Here is a 21,758-nt window from a genome sequence, read left to right as displayed (position 1 = left end):
AAATGAATAAGTGAAAATAAAACCTGCTGTTAGGAGAAAGCCATGAAATTTATTGCGTCAAGTTTACGGCGCTTTAGTTTAGCACTGTTAACAATTTTTTTAGTTGTTAGTAGCTTCGCTGTTTTCGCTCCCAGTGCTGCGGCTGAGACATATACTGTAAAGCTGGGTAGTGACAAGGGCATGCTGGCATTTGAACCAAATAAGTTGACAATTAAACCAGGCGACACAATTAAATGGGTGAACAACAAAGTTCCTCCCCATAATGTTGTGTTTGATGCTGCTAAAAACCCAAACAAGAGCGCCGATCTAGCTAAATCTCTGTCTCATAAGCAGTTGCTGATGAGTCCTGGTCAAGAATATGAAACAACTTTCTCAGCAGACACACCTCCTGGTGACTACACCTTCTACTGCGAACCTCATCGTGGCGCTGGCATGGTAGGCAAAGTTACTGTGCAAGGCTAGATGTAACGCTGTTGACAAAAAACACTTCGTCGTGCTAATTAGCGAAATTCGCTCCTAGGTAACATAGCCTAATGTTAGGGTAGTGAGTATAAGGAGTGATCAGCGGTGACAAGTTTTATCCTCGTCTGAGATGTTAGTAGCAACGGAGGGGGGTAAGCTCGTCACCGCTAATTTTGATAAATTTTTCAAACGAGATGTATCCAATATCTATGAGCACGAGTGAGTGAGAACTGTATAAAAGAGTAGTTCTTTTAAGGCTTCTAGCAGCCCTAGAATAGTAACTGAAGACGGTGTTTTGAGTGGCTGGAGGCTAGTTGCAAGGAGAATCTCTTGAGAAGAGTTTTATTTATCTTTATATTCGCGATCGCCCTGTTCCAATTTACATTCATTCATACAGCATTTGCAGGCGAAATATCCAACGGTGGCAAAATCTTTAACGCTAACTGCGCTTCTTGTCACATAGGTGGTGGTAACATCCTCATTGATGAAAAAACTTTGAAAAAGGAAGCTTTATCAAAGTACCTGGAAAATTATGATGCGGACTCAATTCAAGCGATTATCTACCTGGTGCAAAATGGGAAAAATGCAATGCCAGCATACAAGAGTAAGTTGAGCGAACAGGAGATTCTAGAGGTAGCTGCTTACGTTTTTCAGAAAGCGGAACAAGGCTGGCAAGGTAGCTGAAAAATTTGCAAAAAGACAACCCTCTGAAACACTAGAGGGTTTTTTGTTATTGGGAAGTAAGCCAAGGAATTTTAGATAAGGTTATTGGTTCGTTATCAGCGCTGACGACGAACATATTCTCAATTCCTCATCTAACTGTTTTTATTGTTCTTGATTGCCCCCGTGTCTTTTGTCTCTGAATTCACGCAACTGTCTGATTAGTTTTTTACTAGATTCAACAGAGGTAGCAGGCAGATTGCTACTGACTTCTTGCTGAGAAGCTTGTTCTTGATTAGCTGGCGGTGCAGATGTCGTCTGCTTCACAACCACCTGCTGCTGTGATGTTTGTTGTTCTGTATCGGTTTGTGAAGAAGACGCAGACTGCCTCACAACTACCTGTTGCCTTGACGTTTGTCTTTGTTGATTGGCTTGTGGTGCGGAGGTTGTCTGTCTTTGAATCACCTGTTGCCGAGATGTTTGTCTTTGTTGATTGGCTTGTGGTGCGACGCTCGTCTGACGGCTTTGGGATACTTGTTGATTGACTGCCTCTGGACGCAAAGGCTGAGTCAGCTTGACTTTTTGCGGTTCTTTAGATGGTAGTGAATTGACCTCGACTGGACGCAAACGTTGAATAAGGCTTCGTTGTGCTTGAGTTATTGGTTGTGTTTGATTGACTTGAGATGAGGTTGACAGTTCTGGTGCAGGAGTTTTAGAAATGTTGCTGCTGTTAGACTTAAACGAAATGTTAAATGGGTAAAACTTGGGCTTGCCATTTGCTTGGACAGGATTTTTTTGGAAATATTCCCTGAAATATTCCCTGACAGATGTTTTGAGGTCAGAGGAGACGGAGTTATCGTGAAAGCCTATAGATTCTACTTGACCTGCACCATTGATTACCAAATCACCCTCAACGTTGCCTTCTTCCTCCGCTTTAGCATTGATTATTGCGGCTATAGGCTGCTTCGTTTCTAAGTCAGGATATTGCTTTTTGGCTTCACTGAAACGCTCTACAAAAGTCTTGGGTTTCGACGCCAACTGCTCAGTGGCTAGTGATGGCGACTCAGGTACTAGTGATGGCAGCTTAGGTACTGTGAAATTAGAACCTTGCGGCAATTGCGGGAGGTTTTGCCCTCTCAGGGCTATACTATTATCCCCAGCTAGTGGAGGTTGTACAACTGGCGTGACTAGCTGTTGTCTAGCAACTTGTGATCCCTCACCCCCAGACTCAGTGGTTTGTGTGGCGGTACTTCCCTCTGAGGAAGATGCAGCAGGCATCTGCTCAGACCTAACAGGAGCAGAAGTATTAATCATTTCCTGTGCCTGAGATATGTTAGCGGCCTGCACTGAAGGCACATTGTAAGGAATTCTGGAAGACTCCAGCGGCTTAGATTCGCCTAATTGTACCCTGTCTACATAACGAGGAAACGGTCTTACTTTCGTACTAAAGGAGGGACTAGGTTGCAAATCTCTCTGGGAAAGAATTGGCAATGACTGGCTTTTAGGCAAGGACGCAATGGCTATGTTATTTGTTCTGGGAAGCGGGGGTAGTATTAGATCGGTAGAAGCCGCTGCTGGTGGCATGGGCGGCAATGATGGAATTGATTGATTGGCAAAGCTTGGCGGGGGAACTTGTGGTAGTACGGGCGCTTGAGGTTGTAACGATAGTTGTGGCGTGCCCGGTTTTGGCAGACGGCTTTGTTCAGCCTGACTTAATTCAACAAGTCCAACGCTGTTTTTTGATGATGCTTCTTGTTTGGGTTTGGAATCCATTGGCACTATCGGCAGCAGCAACGCAATAGCACCGTGAATACCAACAGATGCTATGGCTGCTATTCCAGTAGGCTGGCTTAAGAATTCTGGTAGATTTTTCAGGAGGGAGACGTAGGACATAGCTGTTATCGTTCACTCGGCTCGGTTGCAGTTATCTAGCAATTTTATCTTTGAGGTAACATTGAGGTAACATATAGTAGAACGGAAGCGTCCCTCTACAAATAATAGCTTCCTGTCGGGAATTAGAAACAGGAATAACACCAATTTTTGGACTTATGGCTTGTTATGTTTTTTCAAAACGACGCATTTTTTCTTAAAAAGTTGCATTTGCTACGGCTATGCTTGCAAAAGCATTATCTTTATAGAATTTAACTTTTTCTTCCAAGTCCGGGCACTTGCGTAAGGCTGGGTATACAATGATATCTAATAGGGTTGCCTTTTCCACAATCAAAAATGCCATTACCGACAGTTATTTTGCCTGGATATCTAGAAAGCGCGATCGCTTACCGTCCACTAGAAAAATCCTTGCAACAGTTGGGTTTTCCCACGGTCACGGTACCGCTGCGACGGCGTGACTGGATACCCACTCTTGGCGGAAGACCTATGACGCCTATTTTGCGGCAACTCGATGATACGGTCAAGCAGATATTACAGCGATGCAATGCGTCTCAAATTAACTTAATTGGTCACTCAGCAGGAGGTTGGATATCTCGTATCTACCTTGGAGAAAAACCTTACTTAGGACGCGGTGAAATCAAGTCATCTATATGGCAAGCTTACCCTTTGGTAGGAACTCTGCTCACTTTGGGGACACCTCATGTTAGCCAAGAACGCTGGACGCGTTGGAATTTGGATTTTGTGAATCAAAACTATCCAGGAGCATTTTACAAAAATGTTCGCTACGTTTGTGTTGCCGGAAAAACGATCTTTGGGCAAAGACGGCGGGGTAGTTGGTTAGCTTACAGTAGTTATCAGTTAACCTGCGGCAAAGGTAACACTTGGGGTGATGGAATTATACCCATTGAAGCTGCTCATCTTGAGGGGGCGGAAAATCTTGTTATTGAGGGAGTCAAGCATTCTCCCAGAAGTTCTCCACGGTGGTACGGTTCACCAGAACCGTTACAAGCTTGGTTGTCTTATTTGATTTAAAAAAGTTATCAGCTAGGTGAGTCCTGATCTCTCCTCAAAAAATAACTATTCTTAATAATTCTTAGTTAAACTCGTAATAAAAGTAAATAAAGAGTTAAGAATAGGAGCACTCAGTTATGCACAACACTCAGTCTGATGTAGTTCTGCGGCGAATAACGACGATATTATCGGTAGTCATCATTACCCTGACCTTGGTTGGTGCGACTACTGGAATTTTGCTGTCCTTTTACTATGAACCAGCAGCAGGTAGAGCTTACCAGTCGTTAAAAATCATTGATACGGAAGTCCCATACGGCTGGTTGTTCCACAAAGCACACCAGATTGCTGGTAACGCGGTTGTTGTCATTGCCCTGATTCAAATTGTGGTCATGTTTATCAGCAGACAATTTCGTAAGAGTTGGCTGACTGCTTGGATAAGTGCAATTTTGTTTACCCTAAGTGCAATTGGATTGGGTTGGACAGCAATGATCCTCTCTTGGGATCAAGAAGGATTTTGGCGTTTTAGCATCGAACTGGGAACCATAGAAGCTATTCCTTTTGTCGGTTCCGTATTGCGAGACATCTTAACTGGTGGTGGAGCCATTAGCACCGTAACTGTCCAGCACCTTTACACAATACACAGTTATCTCATCTCGGTTGCTGCCTTAGTTCTAGCTGTAGTGCATTTATTGAGTGTGCTTTGGCAAGAAAAGCAAATGAAAAAAATGTATGCTCAAGGAGCACCGGAAACTGGTGAGCGACAGCAGCAACCATTGAATGCTGAAGGCTAACGCATTTAAGTGGGAGCATCGCTGGTGGAAAGTTGAGATTTTGCCAACGGTATTTCTTCAACCTCCGGTAATTTTTCCAGAGCGAGGCGAGTTGACTGATTACCACCCGACAGGCGTTTTAAAAGGTGTGGTCTGGGATCGTGTAACAGATAGATAATGCGATCGCCAACCTTCCACTCTTCGGTTGCGGGCATAACCTGAAGATGTTCTTCTCGTTCTACCAATAGGGGTATCAACTCGCCATCTCTAATCAATGCCTGCATATGCTCCTGTTGAAGGTCAAAATCAGATTCATTGAGTGTCGTTGTCCCCAACTTGACTCGTCCGTCGTTCACATACTCATTCCAAGTCTTAATTGGTAAGTCTGGGATGAAAGCCTGGTTAACTTGACTCTCATTGGTAGAGGTGGTTGCTTGGGGATCGCGGGGGAAAACTGCCAGGACACGCGGCGGGTTAAACTCTTCTGTCGCACGTTGCGCTAAGACAAAATTGACCTCACCATTACTGGTCATTGCCAGAAAAGTTCCCATTGAGGCAAGTCCCGCTTCTTCCAATACACCAGTATCCAAGGCGCTGCTGGCTATAACCCTGAGATTTTGTGCTTCTGCTTGTTCGCAACGTTTTGGGTCAGTGTCAATCATCACCACTGCTTCTCCCCGTTCTTGAAACAACCTGGCAATCAGTAGACTCAAAGGATTACAACCCACAATCACCGCCCCAGTGGCGTCTTTTGAGGTGATTTGCAGAAACTTGGCAACCCACCCAGCCGTTAGCCCTTGGCAGACCACGGTCATGATAATTGTGAGAAACACCAAAGCTTTGATTGCTTCACCACCGTTAACACCGCGCTGCGTCAGTAAAATTGCAAACAAAGAAGCAACGGAGGCAGAAACTATTCCTCTTGGGGAAACCCAGCTTAAAAACAGTTTCTGTCGCCAGTTAAGACCACTGTTCCAGGTACACAAGAGGATGTTAATTGGGCGAACGACAAACATCAGTACCAGAACTGTGAACACACCGCCCCAACCCAAGGCAAACACACTGGCAATAGATAGATCAGCAGCTAGCAAAATGAAGAGCACCGAAACACTGAGAATCGTCAGTTGACCTTTGAAACGTCTCAACAATCTTTCTTCTGGCACCGAGGAAGCTCCAAAAACGACTCCTGCAACGACAACTGCCATCAGTCCCGAATCGCTGCGAATCATCTGCGATAGGGCAAATAAGCCCCACAACCCCGCTAAGACGACCAGGTTTTTCACCTCAAATGATAGAAAATTGGCACGTTTGCTAACTAAGGACATCAGCCAGCCACCTGCTGCACCAATCACGCTACCAATGCCAAGGCGCAGTATGAGACTACTCATTGCTGTGATGAAGTCAGTGTGGTCGTTTAATAACGTGTTTAGCACCACGACGGCGAGGATAGCTCCCACTGGGTCGATGAGAACGCCTTCCCCTTCCAAAAGCGTTGCTACTTGTCGATCCACATTGATTTGTTTGAGCAGAGGACTAACAACGGTTGGTCCTGTCACCACAACTAAGGAAGCGTAGAGAAAAGCAATAGGCCAAGGGAATTCACCCAGCCAGTGCGCCGCCATGCTGCCCCCAAGCAGTGTGATCATGGTTCCCAGGGTGACGAGCAATTGCAGGCTAGTCGAAACTTTGCCTAACTCTCGCAGATCCAGGTTGAGTCCGCCTTCAAACAAAATGATTGCTGTTGCCAAAGCGACGATAACTTCCAGCCCAGTGCCTAGCATATGAGGGTGCAACAGCCCAATGCCATCAGAGCCAAGCAAAATGCCAAACATCAGCAAAAAGACAATGCTGGGTACCCGAAGGTATGCAGCCAGCACCTGGGCGCTAATACCTGCAAAGACGGTAATCACCATCTGCAGGGTGATTTCAAAAGATGCTTCCATGCGGTAGATTTTGAGCGATGTATTTCAAAATCTTTTGTAAAAGATAGTTAATATTAACTTTACTGGGTGCGACAGCACACCCACTGTCCCTTACTAAATTGAGCTTTTTTATCATACTTAGTTTGATATAATACAATAGTTTGGGTTTCTGGTGAAACAACTGTGACGATTGTTCGTAAGTAAAGAATGAGCAGAACTCTTTCATTGACCAATCAAGAACTCAGGGATCAGAACACCCAAGAAGAATGAACCCTGCCATAGGATATGGGGTGATTGTAAATTCTGGATTTTGCTCCCTGAGTTATTCTCATTTTTAGGCTTTTTTGCTGGTACACAGTTGGAATTTGCCAATTTCTCTTCTTGCTATATTTTTTTCCAAAAGCTGTTGACATCAGCAGCGAAAATCGTTAAATTTATATAAGTCTCAACCAAACGCCCCCATCGTCTAGAGGCCTAGGACACCTCCCTTTCACGGAGGTAACGGGGATTCGAATTCCCCTGGGGGTACTAAAATAATAAAAATTAAGAAAAAAGCAAAGAAGATGGAAGGTAGACAGGATAGCTTACTTCCTCTTCTTTCTCCAATCTTCATGTTCCTAATGCCCTTTTGCGAACTGCGAGAAGATTCAAGCGCATATCGTTACTGAGACGACGTTCAATCATTCCCACTGGCATAGTACGTTTAGGCAAAACTTTGACAGTATAGCACAGAGCAGTTCCCACAATATTATCAAGGGAACAAGGTTCTAATAGCCAGCTACCAGAGAAGTCTTTAAAATCTCCTTCTACCATACGGAAATTAATTTCCTTAAGGAATTTTTCCTCTAAATCGAGAACAACACGCGCACAGAAGTTGAAGCGGAGAAAGCGCCCAGATCCTACTTGTTCTAGACGAATCCCTCCTTGAGGATGCTTAACTAGGCGACTTTTAGCTAGGCTGGGGACGAAGTCAGCTAAGGCTTCATAATCTGTTAGGACTTTCCAGACTTGTTCAACTGGTTGCGGAATTTGAAGCTTAGCAGTTATTTGTCGCTGTCGCTCTGCTATTTTCTCGATTTGCACTTCCACAGGTTGTAAATCAACTGCATCAACAGCCAAATTCAATTCTAGGTCGCTGTTGTCGCCGATGGCGGATAAATCCAGTTCCTCTTGTTTGTTGTGTTCTTCAGTCACTTTTTAGAATAGGAGTCACTTTGTTGGGAAAATTGGGGCAGCGTCAGAGTGAAGGAGATTTTACTCAAGCTAGAATCCTTAATGGGCGTACTCTCCACCGCAATCGACCCATTTAGATGTTGCACTAAAGACTTGACGAGCGCAAGCCCCAAGCCAGTCCCTGGAGTCCATCTTCCTCTACCCCGACGGAACCTGTCAAATATGTAAGTAGCTTCTTCTTCTGAGATGCCACGTCCTATATTAGTCACCTTAATAATAACTTGATCGAGTTGTTGATTTACTTGGTGAGTCGCTTGCAAATGAACAACAGTATCTTGTTCCGAGTATTTACTAGCATTTGTTAACAATTCCTGCACAATCCGGTCAAAACTCTCTACTTCAGTTTGCACTGTAAGTGGAGAATCAGGCAAATCTAAAGAAAGGCATAAGCCTTTCTCTGTTAGTTTAGTGTCAAAAGTGACTGCTAAATCACGAATTCTCGCATTTAAATCGGTAGTTTCTAATTGCGGACGTTCATTATGGGTTGCTAATTCTTGGAGCGTTAGTAAGTCATTAATCAAATTAATTTCATCGGTGCAATCTTGCTCAATCATATCGGCGTATCTAACCTGACGCTCGTTCAATTGACCCATTTGACGTAAGTTAAGGATAGCCAAACGAATTCTTGTTAGTGGATGGCGCAAGCGATCGCTGATATTGCTTAAAAATTCATCCTTCAAATCGTTAAGTTTCTGCAACTGCTCAGTCTGCTGACGTTTTACTTCGTAGAGTTTTGCTTGGACTTCCAAACTACGTTGCAGTTGTGCTGTGCGTTCATCTACCAATGTTTGTACTTGTCGCAGTGTCTGTGTCTGAATTATGGCGTTGCTCAGTTGAGCACAGACCATTTCCACTATATTTAATTCTGCTGATTGCCAACTGCGAGCATTTGTTTGCTGTAATACCAAAAATCCCAAAACTTTGCCTTGAATCTCTAATGGCATTAATAGCACTGCAGGCAAGACTTCTAGTGCAAATACTGGGGCGACTGTTAAAGTATCTTGTAAATCGGTATCATCATTAATCATTAATGGTTTTCCAGAATCTAGAAAGGCACGCTGGCATAAACCACAGTCAGAAATAAAAAAAGAACTATCTGAAGTGTCTGATTTTGTTGTCAGGGAAGTTTCTGTTTCCTTAGACCATTCACCCACAACAGTGGCTTTTGCTTTGGGAATTTGTTTTTTTTGTCGAGTTCTAAACAGCGGATCTGTATACTTCAGTAGTATAAGCAAACCACGTTCCACTTGGAGAGCTTCAGATGTAGAAGCAATCGCTAACTGAAGCATTTGATTCAACTCCAGGTTGCTACGACTTAATATAGTTAGTTGCTTGATCAAGCTTTGATGCTGAACGCAAGTTTGCAGATACTGATTTTGATGGGCAATCTGCTGTGCTTGTGCTACTTGAGAAAATGCGATCGCGCAAGACGACTCCACAGCTTTTAATAGCTGTTTTTCTGGTTGACTCCAATCGTAGGGCTGCGATTTAATCAGACTAATCACGCCGTTATTGTTGCCAGCCAACCGAGTAGGAATTGCCAAAACAGCCTTTATCGTCACCGGCAAAGATTGACGTCCAATTGGCAAACTTTTTTCAATCGTTGGAATATCCTCAATAGTCAATGTCTCAGAAGCGCATTCTATTGAAAACATCTCCTCTGTCTGAGGGGACTCTAAATTCTCTTGCGCGCACCAATGAGCAGATATTGCCTCGCCGGACACCTCAGCTGACACTGTCACTAAGCTACAGCAATCTACTTTAAAAGCAACTCCTAACAATTGGGCAATATCTTGCAGCATATTTGTCGGAGTCGAGCTATTGGCGATGATTTTATTAATTTTTTGTACCAACTGGTAGGCAGGTTCTTCCTGATGCTGCATCAGCTTGACCGGGTATTTTTGCTGTCGTTCTACTTCATCTAGGCACTTTGACAACGATAAAGGCTTGTTCATTCTTAGCACGCTCTTAAATATTGACCCCATTTTCTAAAGTAAGCAACCTCTTGGCTTATCATTCACCCAAAGCTTGTGCTACTGTACCCTGAGGAACGGCAAATCTTGCTTTAAAATTGTCTTTCACCTGTTATAGCCCCTTTCTATTTAAGATGACCAATAGAGATGACCAAATCCTCGTATCTTAAACCAATCTCTCTTTAGGTAAAAACTCTCATGAACATATTAAGATGCTGTAGCAAAAGAATTTTTGAGTGTTCTTCGGCTTTAATAACTTGCTAACCTTGACCTAGGATATCCTGCATGCCTCCACACATAAACCGTAATTTCTCTGGACTTGAGGCTAAAACTCAGTAAATTCTATCCGCGTTAACACTGATTATCGATGAGAAAAACAAGTAATATTTTTTTCATGTTATGTATTTTTGAATGAGTTCAAATCCGGCTGAACCGACTGAAAGAAAATACTACCAACACAAAGCTTCAGACAACTTTTATGGTCTATTGCCTCAAACAGCCAAAAATTCTCTTGCGTGTTGTTGTCTGACTCATATTCTTTACAATATTTTACTTCTTGCTCAGGCACAAGGTTTGCATATGCTGCCCAAACAACATTAATCGTCTGGAAGGCATCCAAACCTATTAGGGCTAACAATCTTCCAATTTGATGAGTGCATAACCCATTCTCTACTTATTAAATTGACTCATCACAAAAATGGAAAAAAATATGAATGCAGCACAGTTGCAATATCACACAATGCAACCGTGCTGCATTTGTTGAACAAAAGTTTAACCAGCTAAACTCTCGACACTCAGAGGAACCATATCACCATTTCTCGTAAGTCCCAGCAACATCGGTTGTTTCGGTTGAATGAGTTGTCCTGTGAGTACACAGCGTTCTTCTTGTTGTGCTGTTGCAGCTATGCTAGCGCGAATATCGGCTCGCGAAAATCGTGGCTTCCACTCACCTGATTTTTGCTGGACGTAATTCCAGAGAATGTCTCGAATCAGAGCTTGATATCCCTGATTGCCAGCTAGTTCTTTGAGTTTATCTTTCAATTCCCGTTCTAGACGGATGCTGGTGACTTCCATGTCAGTGGTTGGAGTGCGAGCGATTGTATGCATGACTTTTTCTCCTTAAAGTATGGACAGGATAGTAATACAAGTGTAGTATGTTTAAAGGAATGTTCAATAGGTGAAATTTTCTGTGAAATCCGTTTACCCCATCTCTACTTCCTTGCGTGTTGCCAACTGCCGATTTAGTTGGAAATTAACTGCTGTGGGAGTGGAGTATTTATTTATGGGAGACGGTAGCCCGAATAAATGGCAACTCACAGAGGGTAATCATGATTTTCGATATGCCAGTATTAGTGTGCTGAATGCAGCACCAAAACTAGAACGACGAAGCGGGTGGTACAGGCAACAGAATGCCGTACCAATATAGAAGCAGAAGACTTAAAGGTCAAATTCCAACCCCCGCTTCAATATAAAAAGAAGCGGGGGTTTGTTTATAAGGAGTCAAGCTGTGACAAGCGCGATGCAAGTTTTAGACCAATCCGTGGTGGTGTTTTCTCAAAATTACTTGCCACTGTGTCGGGTTAATATTAAGCGGGCGATTGTACTGTTAGTGACAAATAAGGCTGAACCACTAGACTTTTCCACCGAAAGCGGATGGGAAGTTCACTCACCTAGCTTGGTACTTTATGTACCAAAACTTATTCGCTTAAAAATTGCAAGTATTGAGCGGATGTGGAAAGTTCCCCCAGTAAATCGCCGGGAAGTTTTGCGGCGAGACCACCACAGTTGCCAGTATTGCGGTAGCAGCAAACATCTGACGCTGGATCACGTCCTTCCCCGTTGTAGAGGCGGTCAACATACCTGGGATAACGTAGTTGCTGCTTGTGAACGGTGTAACTCCCGCAAAGGAGACAGAACCCCTCAAGAGGTTGGTATGCCTCTGCGTACCAAGCCAAAAGCACCACTCCATCCGACTATTTCCTTTGCAGAACAGTTCTGGATAGATGTGCAAGCAAACCTGGAATAACAGGAGAGCATAAGGAATGTTGAAATTAACATACACCGAAACAAGCTTTTGCTTAGAGTGTTTAGCTCAATCGCTGGAAGAATGGGTGCAAGCGCGAGTGATTTTGTCACTGCGAGCGGGTCAATGTCTATGCGTTGAACCTAGCACTGCTTCCTTTTTGCTTCCTGTTAATTTGCCAGGAGTCGAGATGCTTAAGGCGCTGGTTCAAAGAGAGGATAGTGAAATTATTGCTTTGTGCGTTTGTGATAACGAGTGTGTGGAAGTAACTCTGCGGGGTTGTTGGCTATCAAATGGTTCTCAGGATGCTGATGGTGTGTTTGTCACGGCAATGAGCCATTCGCCTCAGGGCGATAGATCCGCCTCAGGCACTGAGTTCTTTCTCCACAAACTTTGGCAAGAAGCTCAACAGAAAACCTCTGTCATGAGCGAATGATGAGCTGTCAGCTATTAGCCTGGTTACTGATAGCTGACAGATCTCATTGATTTGTATTTTAGTCGTGAAGCGGCATCGCATAATCACGACTTAAGTCGAGTGGCAAGTTCATCTAAAATGTTTTCCACAATGTTTGTCAGCTGTTCGGTTTCTAGCTTTGGCAGTAGTCTGAGAATGAATGCCTCAATAGCTTCTGGTGATTCCGGTTCTAGTATCTCATCATCTTCATCGACTGGCTCAAGAAAGATTTCATCAGAGGAAAAGCTGTCTAGCCACTGATTCAAGTCTAGAGGCAAGTGGTTGTAATTATGTCTACCGTCTAAGATAGTCCGGTTAGAGGTAAAATCTAAAAAACAAATATCCCCATCCCCATCAAGGTATCCTCCCCAGTTTGTACCTTCTACTCCCCGAAGTTTAATAAGATACTGTGGCGAAGAGTTTTCTTCCCTTTGCTCAACATAAAACAAACCTAAGTCCCACCATTTCTCAGGCAAGTCAAAATCCACAAAGAATTTGTGTAGGATATCCCATTGAGTCATTGTCTCGGACATTGTTTAGCCCTCCAGTAGCAGCAGTAAAGATAGTCGCATAAAAGCTTTTTTATCTTTTGCACAATACAAGGAGAATCAGTGTTAATCTGGCGCGATTAGAGGGAACTATATACCTGTAGTACGGTGCTGATTTACTAATAAACCAAGATGTTCGCCCTATCTCGTCAAGGTGTCACTGCATCTTTTACAGCCTGTTTGTGTATGTTGGGAGTGAGCTTGCTCCAATTCCCAAAAATGCAAAAACTTCTTCACAGGAAAGAAATTGCTTCAATAGACACGATACAAAGAGAAATTAACTCAGAAAAGCTCCAGCTAAATTTCTTAAGAAAAATGCCATCGTTTGGTTACGATAATATCATTGCCAATTGGGTGTATCTCAATTTTGTGCAATATTTTGGCGATGATGAAGTTCGCGCTAAAACAGGTTACAGTCTTAGTCCAGAATATTTTGAAGTCATCCTGGAACACGACCCGCGATTTATACCTGCCTATCTGGGTCTTTCTAGCAGTACTTCTATGTATGCTGCTATGCCAGAACGTTCTATAAAATTAATGGAGAAAGGTTTAAAGTCTCTCTCTCCTTGGGTTCCCAAAAAGTCTTATTATGTGTGGCGCTATAAAGGAATTGATGAGTTATTATTTTTAGGAGAATCATCAATGGCTCAACACTCCTTTGAAATGGCAGCAGATTGGGCTAGCCACCATTCAGATAAGGAAAGCAAACAAGCAGCATCTGTTTCGCAGAAAACGGCTGAATTTTTGAGCCACAATCCTAACAGCAAATTTGCGCGAATTGCGACTTGGACAATGGTATTAAATCATCAAATTGATGAAAACACACGTCGGCGAGCAATCAATAAAATTGAAGCTTTGGGAGGAAAGATCATCACTAATCGTGACGGCACTCACAAAATTAAATTATCTGAAAATGATTAAATTGATAGGCTTGTAGTAAGCGCTTAAGCACTTACTACTAACCAATGCTCAGTGAGGTTGCGGTTATTTTCTGGTACAACGGTAAGTTAATCGAGTCTCAAACCCTAGAATTAGAAATAGATGACCCAGGGTTACTCTATGGAGCAACCGTTTTTACGACGCTGCGGGTTTATAATAATTCGCTTGATAGTAGGTTAACTTACTGGCGCTCCCACTGCGATCGCCTAAAATTTAGCTTGCAAACCTTTGGTTGGCGCATACCAGATGAAAAGCGACTGCGTCAAGGGGCACAAATTATCATGGCACACTTCCCCGTTCTCAGAATCGCCATCTTTCCTGATGGACGGGAGTGGATAACAGGCAGGTTTCTGCCAAATAACTTGACAAAATTACAAAATAATGGTATAGGAGCAATTCTTGCTGCGTCGGAATTTGTTCGCTGTCTACCCGCTCATAAAACGGGAAGCTACCTCAGTGCATGGTTGGCAAAGGCTAGCGCCCAAAAGTTGGATGCCCAAGAAGCGATCTTAGTGGATGCTGCGGGAAATTGGCTAGAAACGAGTACAGGTAATCTCTGGGGGTGGCGCGATGGCAGTTGGTGGACGCCGCCCTTAACAGGAGGAATTTTGCCGGGAATTGTACGAGGGCAGCTTGCAGACTGGCTGTTGAAACAGCAGGTAGTTCGAGAGGAACCCTGGACACCAGAGTTAGTCAAGGGATTTGAGGCAATTGCCTACAGTAACAGTGTAGTGGAAACCGTCCCGATTCATACCGTTATACAGCCTGTAGGAAAGCTAGAATATAATCCCCACCATCCCTGTTTTCAACAACTGCGGATGTTTTTTATAGCAGTGTAGGTGCAGAATTTGGTATACCTTAAGATAAGTTAACATAATTCTTAAAAAAGCCTTCTCTTTACAGAGACGCTACGCGAACGCAAAAGATAGAGATCTAGGAGGATTGACCGGGCGTGAATAACAAACGATGGAGAAATGCGGGGCTGTACGCACTGCTTTTTATTGTTGTCATTGCGCTGGGAACAGCGTTTTTTGACAAACAACCACAAAGCAGAGACACATGGCGATACAGCCAGTTTATTCGAGAAGTTCAAAGTGACAATGTAGAAAAAGTTAGTTTGAGTGCAGATAGGTCGACAGCTCTTGTGATGCCCAAGAACGACCCAAATAAGAAGCTGGTGACCTTGGTCAATGACCCGGATCTCATCAACACTCTCACCCAACATGGCGTAGATATTAGTGTTTTGCCGCAAACCGATGAAGGATTTTGGTTTAAGGCATTAAGTAGCTTATTTTTCCCTGTATTGCTTCTGGTTGGCTTATTCTTCTTGTTGCGTCGTGCTCAAAGTGGTCCTGGCAGCCAAGCCATGAACTTCGGCAAATCCAAAGCTAGAGTGCAAATGGAGCCGCAAACCCAAGTGACATTTAACGATGTGGCTGGGATTGACCAGGCAAAGCTAGAACTCAACGAAGTCGTAGACTTTTTGAAAAACGCTGATCGTTTCACTGCTGTTGGCGCAAAAATTCCCAAAGGCGTGCTGCTCGTTGGTCCTCCAGGAACTGGTAAAACACTGCTCGCTCGTGCTGTAGCAGGCGAAGCTGGTGTCCCCTTCTTCTCCATTTCTGGTTCTGAGTTTGTAGAAATGTTCGTGGGTGTGGGTGCATCCCGCGTCCGCGACTTGTTCGAGCAGGCAAAAGCCAATGCTCCCTGTATCGTCTTCATCGATGAAATTGACGCTGTAGGTCGTCAACGGGGTGCAGGTTTAGGCGGTGGTAACGATGAGCGCGAACAAACCCTCAACCAGTTGCTCACAGAAATGGACGGCTTTGAAGGTAACACTGGCATCATCATTATTGCGGCTACCAACCGTCCCGACGTTCTAGATGCAGCATTGTTGCGTCCTGGTCGCTTCGACCGTCAAGTCGTTGTGGATCGCCCAGATTATGCTGGACGGGGAGAAATTCTCAAAGTTCACGCTCGTGGCAAGACCTTGGCAAAAGATGTGGACTTGGACAGAATCGCCCGTCGTACCCCTGGGTTCACTGGTGCAGACCTTTCCAACCTACTGAATGAAGCTGCAATTCTGGCAGCACGTCGGAATTTAACCGAAATTTCGATGGATGAAATTAACGACGCCATCGACCGTGTGCTAGCAGGTCCAGAGAAGAAAGACCGAGTGATGAGCGAAAAGCGCAAAGAGCTGGTAGCATATCACGAAGCAGGTCACGCCCTTGTGGGTGCTTTGATGCCAGACTACGACCCAGTGCAGAAGATTAGCATTATTCCTCGCGGTCGGGCTGGTGGTTTAACTTGGTTTACCCCCAGTGAAGATCGGATGGACACTGGCTTGTACAGCCGTGCTTATCTAGAAAATCAGATGGCAGTGGCATTAGGCGGTCGCCTCGCTGAAGAAATCATCTTTGGTGACGAAGAAGTCACCACAGGTGCTGCTCAAGACTTGCAACAAGTCGCTCGTGTCGCCCGTCAGATGGTAACACGCTTTGGAATGAGCGATCGCTTAGGTCCAGTTGCCCTCGGTCGTCAGCAAGGCAATATGTTCCTTGGTCGCGACATCATGTCAGAACGCGATTTTTCAGAAGAAACCGCAGCTGCCATTGATGAAGAAGTCCGCAAGCTGGTAGAAACAGCTTACCAACGCTCCAAACAAGTGTTGGAGAATAACCGTCACATTCTCGACCTACTCGCGCAAATGCTGGTTGAGAAAGAAACTGTGGATGCTGATGAATTGCAAGAACTGTTGGCAAACAACGATGTGAAAACCGCAACGTTTGCTTAAATGTAGAGACGCGCTCTCATAAAAGCGTCTCTATACTAAATATTAAAAGTCAGGGTAATTCTGGAATTCTCCAAAGTTGCCCTGATTTTTTCTTATAACTATATCAGTATCAGTTCGTAGTTAGCGCTTCAGCGCTTATGACAAATTAAACTTATTCCTCAACTCAAAATTGACAGACTACCAAACTTATTAACTACCAATGAACTTACCAGAACTTAGTTCCGAAACAGTTAACCGCATCATTGAAATGGCATGGGAAGACCGAACACCATTTGAGGCAATAGAAAAACAATTCGGTTTGGAAGAAAAGCAGGTGATAGCCCTGATGCGCCGTGAAATGAAAGCATCCAGTTTTCGGATGTGGCGAGAACGTGTAAGTGGGCGTAAAACTAAGCATTTACAAAAGCGAGAGTTTACCGCAGGTCGATTTAAGTCAGACAATCAAAAGACTTGAAACTCCCTATTTGAGAAATGCTTAGGTCAGCGTCTTACAGCTTAGCTCTTTCTTTATGAGTATATCTATAGGCATAGTAGTAAGCATCGAAGTTCGTGCCAAGGTAAGAGGTGGATTGAGCAAGTGATGGGTGATCATGAACAGAATGCTTATTTAATCTAAAAGCAGCCAACTTAAATACTTGTCAATTCAATCTGGTTTAGATAAGACCAAAAGCGTTAGCAGAACACCAATGTAGAGACGTAATATGTTACGTTTGGACACATCAGCGAATCTCATCAAAAATCCTTAACTGAACCGTATTGAAATAGTAGTAAGAGGGATAATATGCCCTCAAAACGTCCCCTAATGTAGGTGGCAAAAGAAGTCTAGGTTTGTCGGAGGGGAAGCAATGAAAGCAAATGAACTATTGGCAGAATACGAGAAAGGCAAAAGAGATTTTACTGGGATAAATTTGAGTGAAGCATACTTGCAAGAAGCTAACCTGAGTGGAGCAATTTTAGACAAAGCCATTCTGGATGGAGCAGATTTAAGTAAGGTGAATCTTAGCCAAGCAAGCTTAATTGAGGCTGACTTAAATGGAGCAAATTTAAAGCAGGCAAATCTTACCCAAGCTAATTTGAGTGGAGCCATTCTAGATGGAGCTATTTTAGAAGGAGCCATTTTGGACGGTGCTAACTTAAGTCAAGCCGACTTAACGATCGCAAAGTTGATTGGCACTCAATTGCAAAATGCGGAACTGCAAGAGGCTAATTTGAATGCAGTTTCTCTAAATGAAGCAAACTTGAGCCATGCTGACTTAGCTAAAGCAGATTTAAGCCAAGCAGATTTGAGCCACGCCCAATTAAACGAGACTAACTTGAACCAAACTAACTTGAATGACGCAAATCTAGAAGGTACAATTCTCGACGTAGATAAGGCTTGATTTTTGGCAAGAAACTTTTGGTAGATTTTTTCAGTCTAAATCTCCAGTGGATCTTGCTACTGTATTTATCGCTACCCATGAACCTAAAAAATGTAGCGATCGCGGGTAGTATCTTCTTTGCTTGTTTGCTAAGTTTGACGTATCTGAGCCGCTTCATCAATCCTCAGTTCGCTTGGACTCTCATTTCGCTTGTCTTACTAGCATTGACATGGGGTTTAGGGTCAAAAAACCGCAGTGTTTCCCTAGCGGCTATTATTTGCACAATTTCTGGCGCTGTGCTACCTGTGTTTGGATTATTAGTTCCATTTAGTGGTCTTACCCTCAGCCTTACAGGTTTGCTTTCAGCTATTTGGCTTGGGGTGCGTCATTGGTACGGCTTGTATATGCAACCACAAGAGCGTAAATAATAGCAAAAGCCTACAGGCTGAAAGCCTGTGGCTATAAGAACAAAACCTGCCTACGCAGGTTTATTTAGTCACGCTGCTATCAAGTTAAAACGTCCATTCGTGGTTTGGATCATCCAGTGCGGCGCGGACAGAAGCTAAGTTAGCTAGTTCTTTAAATGGGCTGGCTTTAGCTATTTCTGTAATAGAATTCAAAGTAAGGGCTAGTTGTTCGTTATTGCCGGATGCGATCGCACTATCAACTACAGCAAATAAAGCACGAAAATTTTCTGCACGTTCATCAAACGAGCGTTCAAGATACGTTATCAGCCCTTCTCGCAGGGTATTAATTTTAGCTATTGTTGTTTTTTCCCAAGCCTCGATGTCACGTCGCTTTGTCTGTTCTTGTTCGGCAATTATCTTGTATTCTGAATAAGCTGATGTGATTTGCTGTAGGCATTCAGCAGGATTTACATTTTCAAGAACAAAAGCGGTTATTTTCTGTACTGACATCCCTAATTGCCTCCCAAAGTACGGTACTTGGCTTGGATGGTCGCAGTAGCTGGGTTTAGCTGCCCTTCACTATCCAAAACAGGAGTTTTCATAATTTCTGCAAGTGCCTTGACAAGAAGCGCTACCTGTTGAAACTTGCTAGCATCACGGTTACGCTCAAATGGTCGAGATTCCAAATTGTTGAGAGCTAAAACTGTACGAGTATTCAAATCTTCCACCAAACTGCTTAACTCAGTAATTCGCCGTCGAACCTGTCCCAGAAAATCTCTAGCAGTTTCAAGTTTCGCAATCTCACTATTGACCTGAGCTTCATATTCTCGTGCTTTTGTCAAAGCCTCTTCGCCTTTACCAGCAAGCATAAAGCCACCAACAGCTAAGGCTGGTCCAACCGTAATACCTCCTAGAACAAAAGTACCGAGTGCCATTCCACCCCCACCAGCAGCTAGTGAGCCACCACCAAGCCATGCCAAAGTGGCATTCGTAGCTGCAGCTCCACTAAGTCCTGAGATAGCAGCTCCCGTACTAGCAACTCCCACAGACGTGGCAAGACCTGTTGCAGTCTGACCTGCCGCCGCTCCTGCAAGGACTGCCTTAACTCCACCTTTGAAAAATTGTTCAGCTTCCGTAGCCGCAGCTTTATACTCTTGTAGCTTCTGGACTGATATTTCCAATCCTTCTAAAAACTGCATTTCACTTTGGGAGGCTCGCTGACCAATGTGTTCAATGAACGCCACAAATCGCTTAATTGTATGCATTTTGACATTCATCTGGAGTTGACCATAATTTTCTGCCAGCTTGTTTGTCGCTTCCCAGTCTGCTTTAAGCCTGTTGGCAGCATTCTCGTGCCAGTTTTGAGAACGCTTGCCAATCTCGTTTGCCTCATTCATATTGCTAACGCCTTCAGCGCCTTTTATAGCTCCGAAAGCAGCACTACCTAAAGCAACAGCACCCAGTATTAGTGGAATCATAAAATACTCCTGATTGTAATTAGTGGTAATAAGCTTCTACAGATTGCTAAACCAACTGTTGAGTAGCCTTATACACATACTTCCCTGTTATACGAAATAATCACCATTTTTTAAGTAGTAGAAATTTAAAACTTCTATGAATTTAATTACGAGTGTGCTTAAGTACTGTTTTTGTATGCGTCATTTATATTACATTGTTTGACATAGCCGATGCAGGTAGATTATGTACCCTACGGGAAACTGCCTAGAGAACGTCTACGTGTAGCCACGACTTCCAGTTATCGGGGTAAAAGTAAGCCCTCACCCGAACACCTTCACCCACACCATTGAGTACAATCGAGCTAGGCATAAGTTAATCCAGGTGTTCTATAACTGCACCAACAGAAATTCGCCAAAGAGCGATCGCGCAAAGCGCCCCTGTAGGCGTGGCGTAGCCATAGGAGCCGCCTCAGCTGTCAAAATAGAGTTAAAAGCGAAAAGTGGAGCGCAGGCAATGACACAAACTACTGTCAAGATTACTGGTTTTCATGCTCATATCTACTTCGATCCTGCCACTCGTGATGTAGCTGCGCGTGTCCGTGAAGGATTGGGCGCAAGGTTTAACGTGCAGCTTGGGCGCTGGCATGATAAACCCATTGGTCCACACCCAAAAGCAATGTATCAAGTTGCGTTCTTACCTGAGGAGTTTGCTAAGGTTGTCCCCTGGTTAATGCTTAACCGTGAGGGGTTAGATATTTTAGTTCACCCTGAGACGGGCGATGATGTCAAAGACCACATGGAAAATTCCCTGTGGTTAGGAGAGAAGCTAGAGCTTAATATAGACTTTCTTCAACGGATTGGAAAAACCTAGCAAAACAAGACAATGCGATCGCTGCATACAAAAAAGGGCAGGTACAAAAACCCAACTCATACCATTGAGTACAATCAAGCTAGGCATAAGTTAATCCAGGTGTTCTATGACTGCACCAACAGAAATTCGCCAAAGAGCGATCGCGCTAGTTGAAAAATTGCCAGCAGAAACTTTAACTAAAGCAGTTGACTTTTTGGAAGCTTTATGCAAAGAGACGAGCGAGGAGAGTGAAGCTACTCCTATCGCTCCACAAGAGGAAGCTTTGCTGCAAATCATCCAACGTCGCTTACCACCGGATGATCAAACCCGACTTGCTTATCTACGTCAGCGTAACGAAACAGGAGAAATCACTGAGGCTGAACATCAAGAATTACTCGCTTATGTAGACCGGGTAGAGCGTCAAGATGCTGAAAGAGCCGAAGCTCTGATAGAATTAGCTCGGCTCCGCAAGGTCGATCTGAAAACTCTACTTAACGAATTTTTACCAGCTAATACTAAAGCTTAATGCCATCTGAACGAGTTACTGAAGCGATTAGGCGTATTGTTGCAGCGCGAGCACAAAATTACTGTGAGTATTGTCGTTGTTCTGGTGAATTTGCGACTGAGAGTTTTACAGTTGAGCATATAAAACCCCGTCAAGCTGGTGGGGAAAGCACTTTGGAGAATCTAGCTTGGAGTTGCTTCGGCTGTAACAGTCACAAACACACAAAGACTGATAGCACTGACCCTATGACAGGGCAACAAGAACCTTTGTTCAACCCGCGTCAGCAATCTTGGAATGAGCATTTTAGCTGGAGTAGTGACTTCACTGAGGTTATTGGCAAAACGCCTTGTGGTCGAGCGACAGTAGAAGCACTCCGTTTGAATCGACCAGGGGTGGTAAACTTGCGTCGTCTGCTATTTATGGCTGGACTGCATCCACCAGAAAATAATGAGCCAACCACGCCATGAAAAAAGGGCAGGTACAAAACCCACCCTTAAAG

Annotated in this window: 24 protein-coding genes, 1 tRNA gene and 1 pseudogene; 17 read left to right on the top strand and 9 right to left on the bottom strand. The window is 43.9% G+C overall.

Annotated features, from left to right (window positions below; translation table 11 throughout):
* Positions 1–42 precede the first annotated feature (42 nt).
* Entirely contained in the window at positions 43–462 is a 420-nt protein-coding gene (gene petE / locus MAS10914_RS0106435; RefSeq protein WP_017315087.1) for a plastocyanin, read from the top strand.
* A 330-nt stretch (positions 463–792) separates the two neighbouring features.
* The gene (gene petJ / locus MAS10914_RS0106430; protein WP_017315086.1) at positions 793–1,146 is read left to right on the top strand and encodes a cytochrome c6 PetJ; all 354 of its coding nucleotides are present in this window, start codon (positions 793–795) and stop codon (positions 1,144–1,146) included.
* 141 nt (positions 1,147–1,287) lie between these two features.
* Here the strand turns inward: petJ and MAS10914_RS29710 are convergent, their stop codons facing one another.
* The gene (locus tag MAS10914_RS29710; protein ID WP_017315085.1) at positions 1,288–3,015 is read right to left on the bottom strand and encodes a hypothetical protein; all 1,728 of its coding nucleotides are present in this window, start codon (positions 3,013–3,015) and stop codon (positions 1,288–1,290) included.
* A gap of 333 nt (positions 3,016–3,348) precedes the next feature.
* Between MAS10914_RS29710 and MAS10914_RS0106415 the strand changes: the two genes are divergently transcribed.
* Both MAS10914_RS0106415 and MAS10914_RS0106410 read left to right on the top strand, forming a co-directional pair.
* Positions 3,349–4,044 (top strand): esterase/lipase family protein, encoded by a 696-nt coding sequence (locus tag MAS10914_RS0106415; protein ID WP_017315083.1) that lies wholly within the window; start codon positions 3,349–3,351, stop codon positions 4,042–4,044.
* Between the two features lie 116 nt (positions 4,045–4,160).
* Entirely contained in the window at positions 4,161–4,814 is a 654-nt protein-coding gene (locus MAS10914_RS0106410; protein WP_017315082.1) for a cytochrome b N-terminal domain-containing protein, read from the top strand.
* Positions 4,815–4,819: 5 nt separating this feature from the next.
* Here MAS10914_RS0106410 and MAS10914_RS0106405 read toward each other — a convergent pair whose 3' ends face one another.
* Positions 4,820–6,736 carry a cation:proton antiporter gene (locus tag MAS10914_RS0106405; RefSeq protein WP_017315081.1) on the bottom strand — a complete coding sequence of 639 codons (1,917 nt, stop codon included), beginning with the start codon at positions 6,734–6,736 and terminating at the stop codon, positions 4,820–4,822.
* A gap of 434 nt (positions 6,737–7,170) precedes the next feature.
* Between MAS10914_RS0106405 and MAS10914_RS0106395 the strand changes: the two genes are divergently transcribed.
* A tRNA-Glu gene (locus tag MAS10914_RS0106395) sits at positions 7,171–7,243 on the top strand.
* 81 nt (positions 7,244–7,324) lie between these two features.
* On the opposite strand, the gene MAS10914_RS0106390 is transcribed toward MAS10914_RS0106395, so the two are convergent.
* The 4 genes from MAS10914_RS0106390 to MAS10914_RS0106375 form a co-directional block, all read right to left on the bottom strand.
* Positions 7,325–7,909: an SRPBCC family protein gene (locus MAS10914_RS0106390; RefSeq protein WP_017315079.1), complete on the bottom strand. Its 585-nt coding sequence runs from the start codon at positions 7,907–7,909 to the stop codon at positions 7,325–7,327.
* Positions 7,906–9,903 carry a sensor histidine kinase gene (locus MAS10914_RS0106385; RefSeq protein WP_017315078.1) on the bottom strand — a complete coding sequence of 666 codons (1,998 nt, stop codon included), beginning with the start codon at positions 9,901–9,903 and terminating at the stop codon, positions 7,906–7,908. Before MAS10914_RS0106385 ends, MAS10914_RS0106390 begins: the two co-directional genes overlap by 4 nt.
* Positions 9,904–10,318: 415 nt before the next feature.
* On the bottom strand, positions 10,319–10,558 hold the full coding sequence (locus tag MAS10914_RS35370) for a hypothetical protein (protein WP_017315077.1): 240 nt from the start codon (positions 10,556–10,558) through the stop codon (positions 10,319–10,321).
* Between the two features lie 134 nt (positions 10,559–10,692).
* On the bottom strand, positions 10,693–11,028 hold the full coding sequence (locus MAS10914_RS0106375; RefSeq protein WP_017315076.1) for a ribbon-helix-helix domain-containing protein: 336 nt from the start codon (positions 11,026–11,028) through the stop codon (positions 10,693–10,695).
* Positions 11,029–11,098: 70 nt separating this feature from the next.
* Here MAS10914_RS0106375 and MAS10914_RS32650 point away from each other — a divergent pair, with 70 nt between their 5' ends.
* From MAS10914_RS32650 to MAS10914_RS0106365, 3 genes are all read left to right on the top strand, one after another.
* The gene (locus MAS10914_RS32650; protein ID WP_071599802.1) at positions 11,099–11,347 is read left to right on the top strand and encodes a hypothetical protein; all 249 of its coding nucleotides are present in this window, start codon (positions 11,099–11,101) and stop codon (positions 11,345–11,347) included.
* Positions 11,348–11,428: 81 nt separating this feature from the next.
* Positions 11,429–11,947 carry an HNH endonuclease gene (locus MAS10914_RS0106370; RefSeq protein ID WP_026082371.1) on the top strand — a complete coding sequence of 173 codons (519 nt, stop codon included), beginning with the start codon at positions 11,429–11,431 and terminating at the stop codon, positions 11,945–11,947.
* A 16-nt stretch (positions 11,948–11,963) separates the two neighbouring features.
* A complete protein-coding gene (locus MAS10914_RS0106365) occupies positions 11,964–12,380 on the top strand; it encodes an alr0857 family protein (protein WP_017315074.1) in 417 nt (138 codons plus the stop codon).
* An 83-nt stretch (positions 12,381–12,463) separates the two neighbouring features.
* On the opposite strand, the gene MAS10914_RS0106360 is transcribed toward MAS10914_RS0106365, so the two are convergent.
* Positions 12,464–12,931, bottom strand: coding sequence for a hypothetical protein (locus MAS10914_RS0106360; protein ID WP_017315073.1), 468 nt, complete (start codon positions 12,929–12,931; stop codon positions 12,464–12,466).
* Positions 12,932–13,078: 147 nt separating this feature from the next.
* Between MAS10914_RS0106360 and MAS10914_RS0106355 the strand changes: the two genes are divergently transcribed.
* The 6 genes and pseudogenes from MAS10914_RS0106355 to MAS10914_RS0106330 form a co-directional block, all read left to right on the top strand.
* Positions 13,079–13,867: a hypothetical protein gene (locus tag MAS10914_RS0106355; protein ID WP_026082370.1), complete on the top strand. Its 789-nt coding sequence runs from the start codon at positions 13,079–13,081 to the stop codon at positions 13,865–13,867.
* A gap of 44 nt (positions 13,868–13,911) precedes the next feature.
* Positions 13,912–14,724: an aminotransferase class IV gene (locus tag MAS10914_RS0106350; RefSeq protein WP_017315071.1), complete on the top strand. Its 813-nt coding sequence runs from the start codon at positions 13,912–13,914 to the stop codon at positions 14,722–14,724.
* A gap of 113 nt (positions 14,725–14,837) precedes the next feature.
* Positions 14,838–16,682, top strand: a complete 1,845-nt coding sequence (gene ftsH3 / locus MAS10914_RS0106345; RefSeq protein WP_017315070.1) for an ATP-dependent zinc metalloprotease FtsH3 — start codon at positions 14,838–14,840, stop codon at positions 16,680–16,682.
* A 199-nt stretch (positions 16,683–16,881) separates the two neighbouring features.
* Positions 16,882–17,136 (top strand): TIGR03643 family protein, encoded by a 255-nt coding sequence (locus MAS10914_RS0106340; protein ID WP_017315069.1) that lies wholly within the window; start codon positions 16,882–16,884, stop codon positions 17,134–17,136.
* A 391-nt stretch (positions 17,137–17,527) separates the two neighbouring features.
* Positions 17,528–18,061, top strand: a complete 534-nt coding sequence (locus MAS10914_RS0106335) for a pentapeptide repeat-containing protein (protein WP_017315068.1) — start codon at positions 17,528–17,530, stop codon at positions 18,059–18,061.
* A gap of 35 nt (positions 18,062–18,096) precedes the next feature.
* A pseudogene (locus MAS10914_RS0106330) lies at positions 18,097–18,468 on the top strand (hypothetical protein); the annotation flags it as partial.
* Positions 18,469–18,552: 84 nt separating this feature from the next.
* Here MAS10914_RS0106330 and MAS10914_RS35365 read toward each other — a convergent pair.
* The gene (locus MAS10914_RS35365; RefSeq protein ID WP_017315066.1) at positions 18,553–18,957 is read right to left on the bottom strand and encodes a hypothetical protein; all 405 of its coding nucleotides are present in this window, start codon (positions 18,955–18,957) and stop codon (positions 18,553–18,555) included.
* 2 nt (positions 18,958–18,959) lie between these two features.
* Positions 18,960–19,925: a hypothetical protein gene (locus MAS10914_RS0106320; protein ID WP_017315065.1), complete on the bottom strand. Its 966-nt coding sequence runs from the start codon at positions 19,923–19,925 to the stop codon at positions 18,960–18,962.
* 493 nt (positions 19,926–20,418) lie between these two features.
* Here MAS10914_RS0106320 and MAS10914_RS0106315 point away from each other — a divergent pair, with 493 nt between their 5' ends.
* The 3 genes from MAS10914_RS0106315 to MAS10914_RS0106305 all read left to right on the top strand — a co-directional run bounded on the left by MAS10914_RS0106315 (position 20,419) and on the right by MAS10914_RS0106305 (position 21,726).
* A complete protein-coding gene (locus MAS10914_RS0106315) occupies positions 20,419–20,775 on the top strand; it encodes a DOPA 4,5-dioxygenase family protein (RefSeq protein WP_017315064.1) in 357 nt (118 codons plus the stop codon).
* A 106-nt stretch (positions 20,776–20,881) separates the two neighbouring features.
* Entirely contained in the window at positions 20,882–21,280 is a 399-nt protein-coding gene (locus tag MAS10914_RS0106310) for a hypothetical protein (protein WP_017315063.1), read from the top strand.
* Positions 21,280–21,726 (top strand): HNH endonuclease, encoded by a 447-nt coding sequence (locus MAS10914_RS0106305; protein ID WP_017315062.1) that lies wholly within the window; start codon positions 21,280–21,282, stop codon positions 21,724–21,726. Before MAS10914_RS0106310 ends, MAS10914_RS0106305 begins: the two co-directional genes overlap by 1 nt.
* The last annotated feature ends 32 nt before the right edge of the window (positions 21,727–21,758 follow it).

The sequence above is a fragment of the Mastigocladopsis repens PCC 10914 genome (assembly GCF_000315565.1).
Classification (GTDB): Bacteria; Cyanobacteriota; Cyanobacteriia; order Cyanobacteriales; family Nostocaceae; genus Mastigocladopsis; species Mastigocladopsis repens.
The sequence above is the reverse complement of the archived record's forward strand: the minus strand, read 5'-3'. Positions and strand labels throughout refer to the sequence as shown.

Bases quoted from the DNA above. Each gene is read 5' to 3' on its own strand.
- petE (WP_017315087.1), top strand. From the start codon at position 43: ATGAAATTTATTGCGTCAAGTTTACGGCGCTTTAGTTTAGCACTGTTA.
- MAS10914_RS29710 (WP_017315085.1), bottom strand. From the start codon at position 3,015: ATGTCCTACGTCTCCCTCCTGAAAAATCTACCAGAATTCTTAAGCCAG.
- MAS10914_RS0106415 (WP_017315083.1), top strand. From the start codon at position 3,349: ATGCCATTACCGACAGTTATTTTGCCTGGATATCTAGAAAGCGCGATC.
- MAS10914_RS0106410 (WP_017315082.1), top strand. From the start codon at position 4,161: ATGCACAACACTCAGTCTGATGTAGTTCTGCGGCGAATAACGACGATA.
- MAS10914_RS0106405 (WP_017315081.1), bottom strand. From the start codon at position 6,736: ATGGAAGCATCTTTTGAAATCACCCTGCAGATGGTGATTACCGTCTTT.
- MAS10914_RS0106385 (WP_017315078.1), bottom strand. From the start codon at position 9,903: ATGAACAAGCCTTTATCGTTGTCAAAGTGCCTAGATGAAGTAGAACGA.
- MAS10914_RS0106375 (WP_017315076.1), bottom strand. From the start codon at position 11,028: ATGCATACAATCGCTCGCACTCCAACCACTGACATGGAAGTCACCAGC.
- MAS10914_RS0106365 (WP_017315074.1), top strand. From the start codon at position 11,964: ATGTTGAAATTAACATACACCGAAACAAGCTTTTGCTTAGAGTGTTTA.
- MAS10914_RS0106360 (WP_017315073.1), bottom strand. From the start codon at position 12,931: ATGTCCGAGACAATGACTCAATGGGATATCCTACACAAATTCTTTGTG.
- MAS10914_RS0106355 (WP_026082370.1), top strand. From the start codon at position 13,079: ATGTTCGCCCTATCTCGTCAAGGTGTCACTGCATCTTTTACAGCCTGT.
- MAS10914_RS0106350 (WP_017315071.1), top strand. From the start codon at position 13,912: ATGCTCAGTGAGGTTGCGGTTATTTTCTGGTACAACGGTAAGTTAATC.
- MAS10914_RS0106340 (WP_017315069.1), top strand. From the start codon at position 16,882: ATGAACTTACCAGAACTTAGTTCCGAAACAGTTAACCGCATCATTGAA.
- MAS10914_RS0106335 (WP_017315068.1), top strand. From the start codon at position 17,528: ATGAAAGCAAATGAACTATTGGCAGAATACGAGAAAGGCAAAAGAGAT.
- MAS10914_RS35365 (WP_017315066.1), bottom strand. From the start codon at position 18,957: ATGTCAGTACAGAAAATAACCGCTTTTGTTCTTGAAAATGTAAATCCT.
- MAS10914_RS0106320 (WP_017315065.1), bottom strand. From the start codon at position 19,925: ATGATTCCACTAATACTGGGTGCTGTTGCTTTAGGTAGTGCTGCTTTC.
- MAS10914_RS0106315 (WP_017315064.1), top strand. From the start codon at position 20,419: ATGACACAAACTACTGTCAAGATTACTGGTTTTCATGCTCATATCTAC.
- MAS10914_RS0106310 (WP_017315063.1), top strand. From the start codon at position 20,882: ATGACTGCACCAACAGAAATTCGCCAAAGAGCGATCGCGCTAGTTGAA.
- MAS10914_RS0106305 (WP_017315062.1), top strand. From the start codon at position 21,280: ATGCCATCTGAACGAGTTACTGAAGCGATTAGGCGTATTGTTGCAGCG.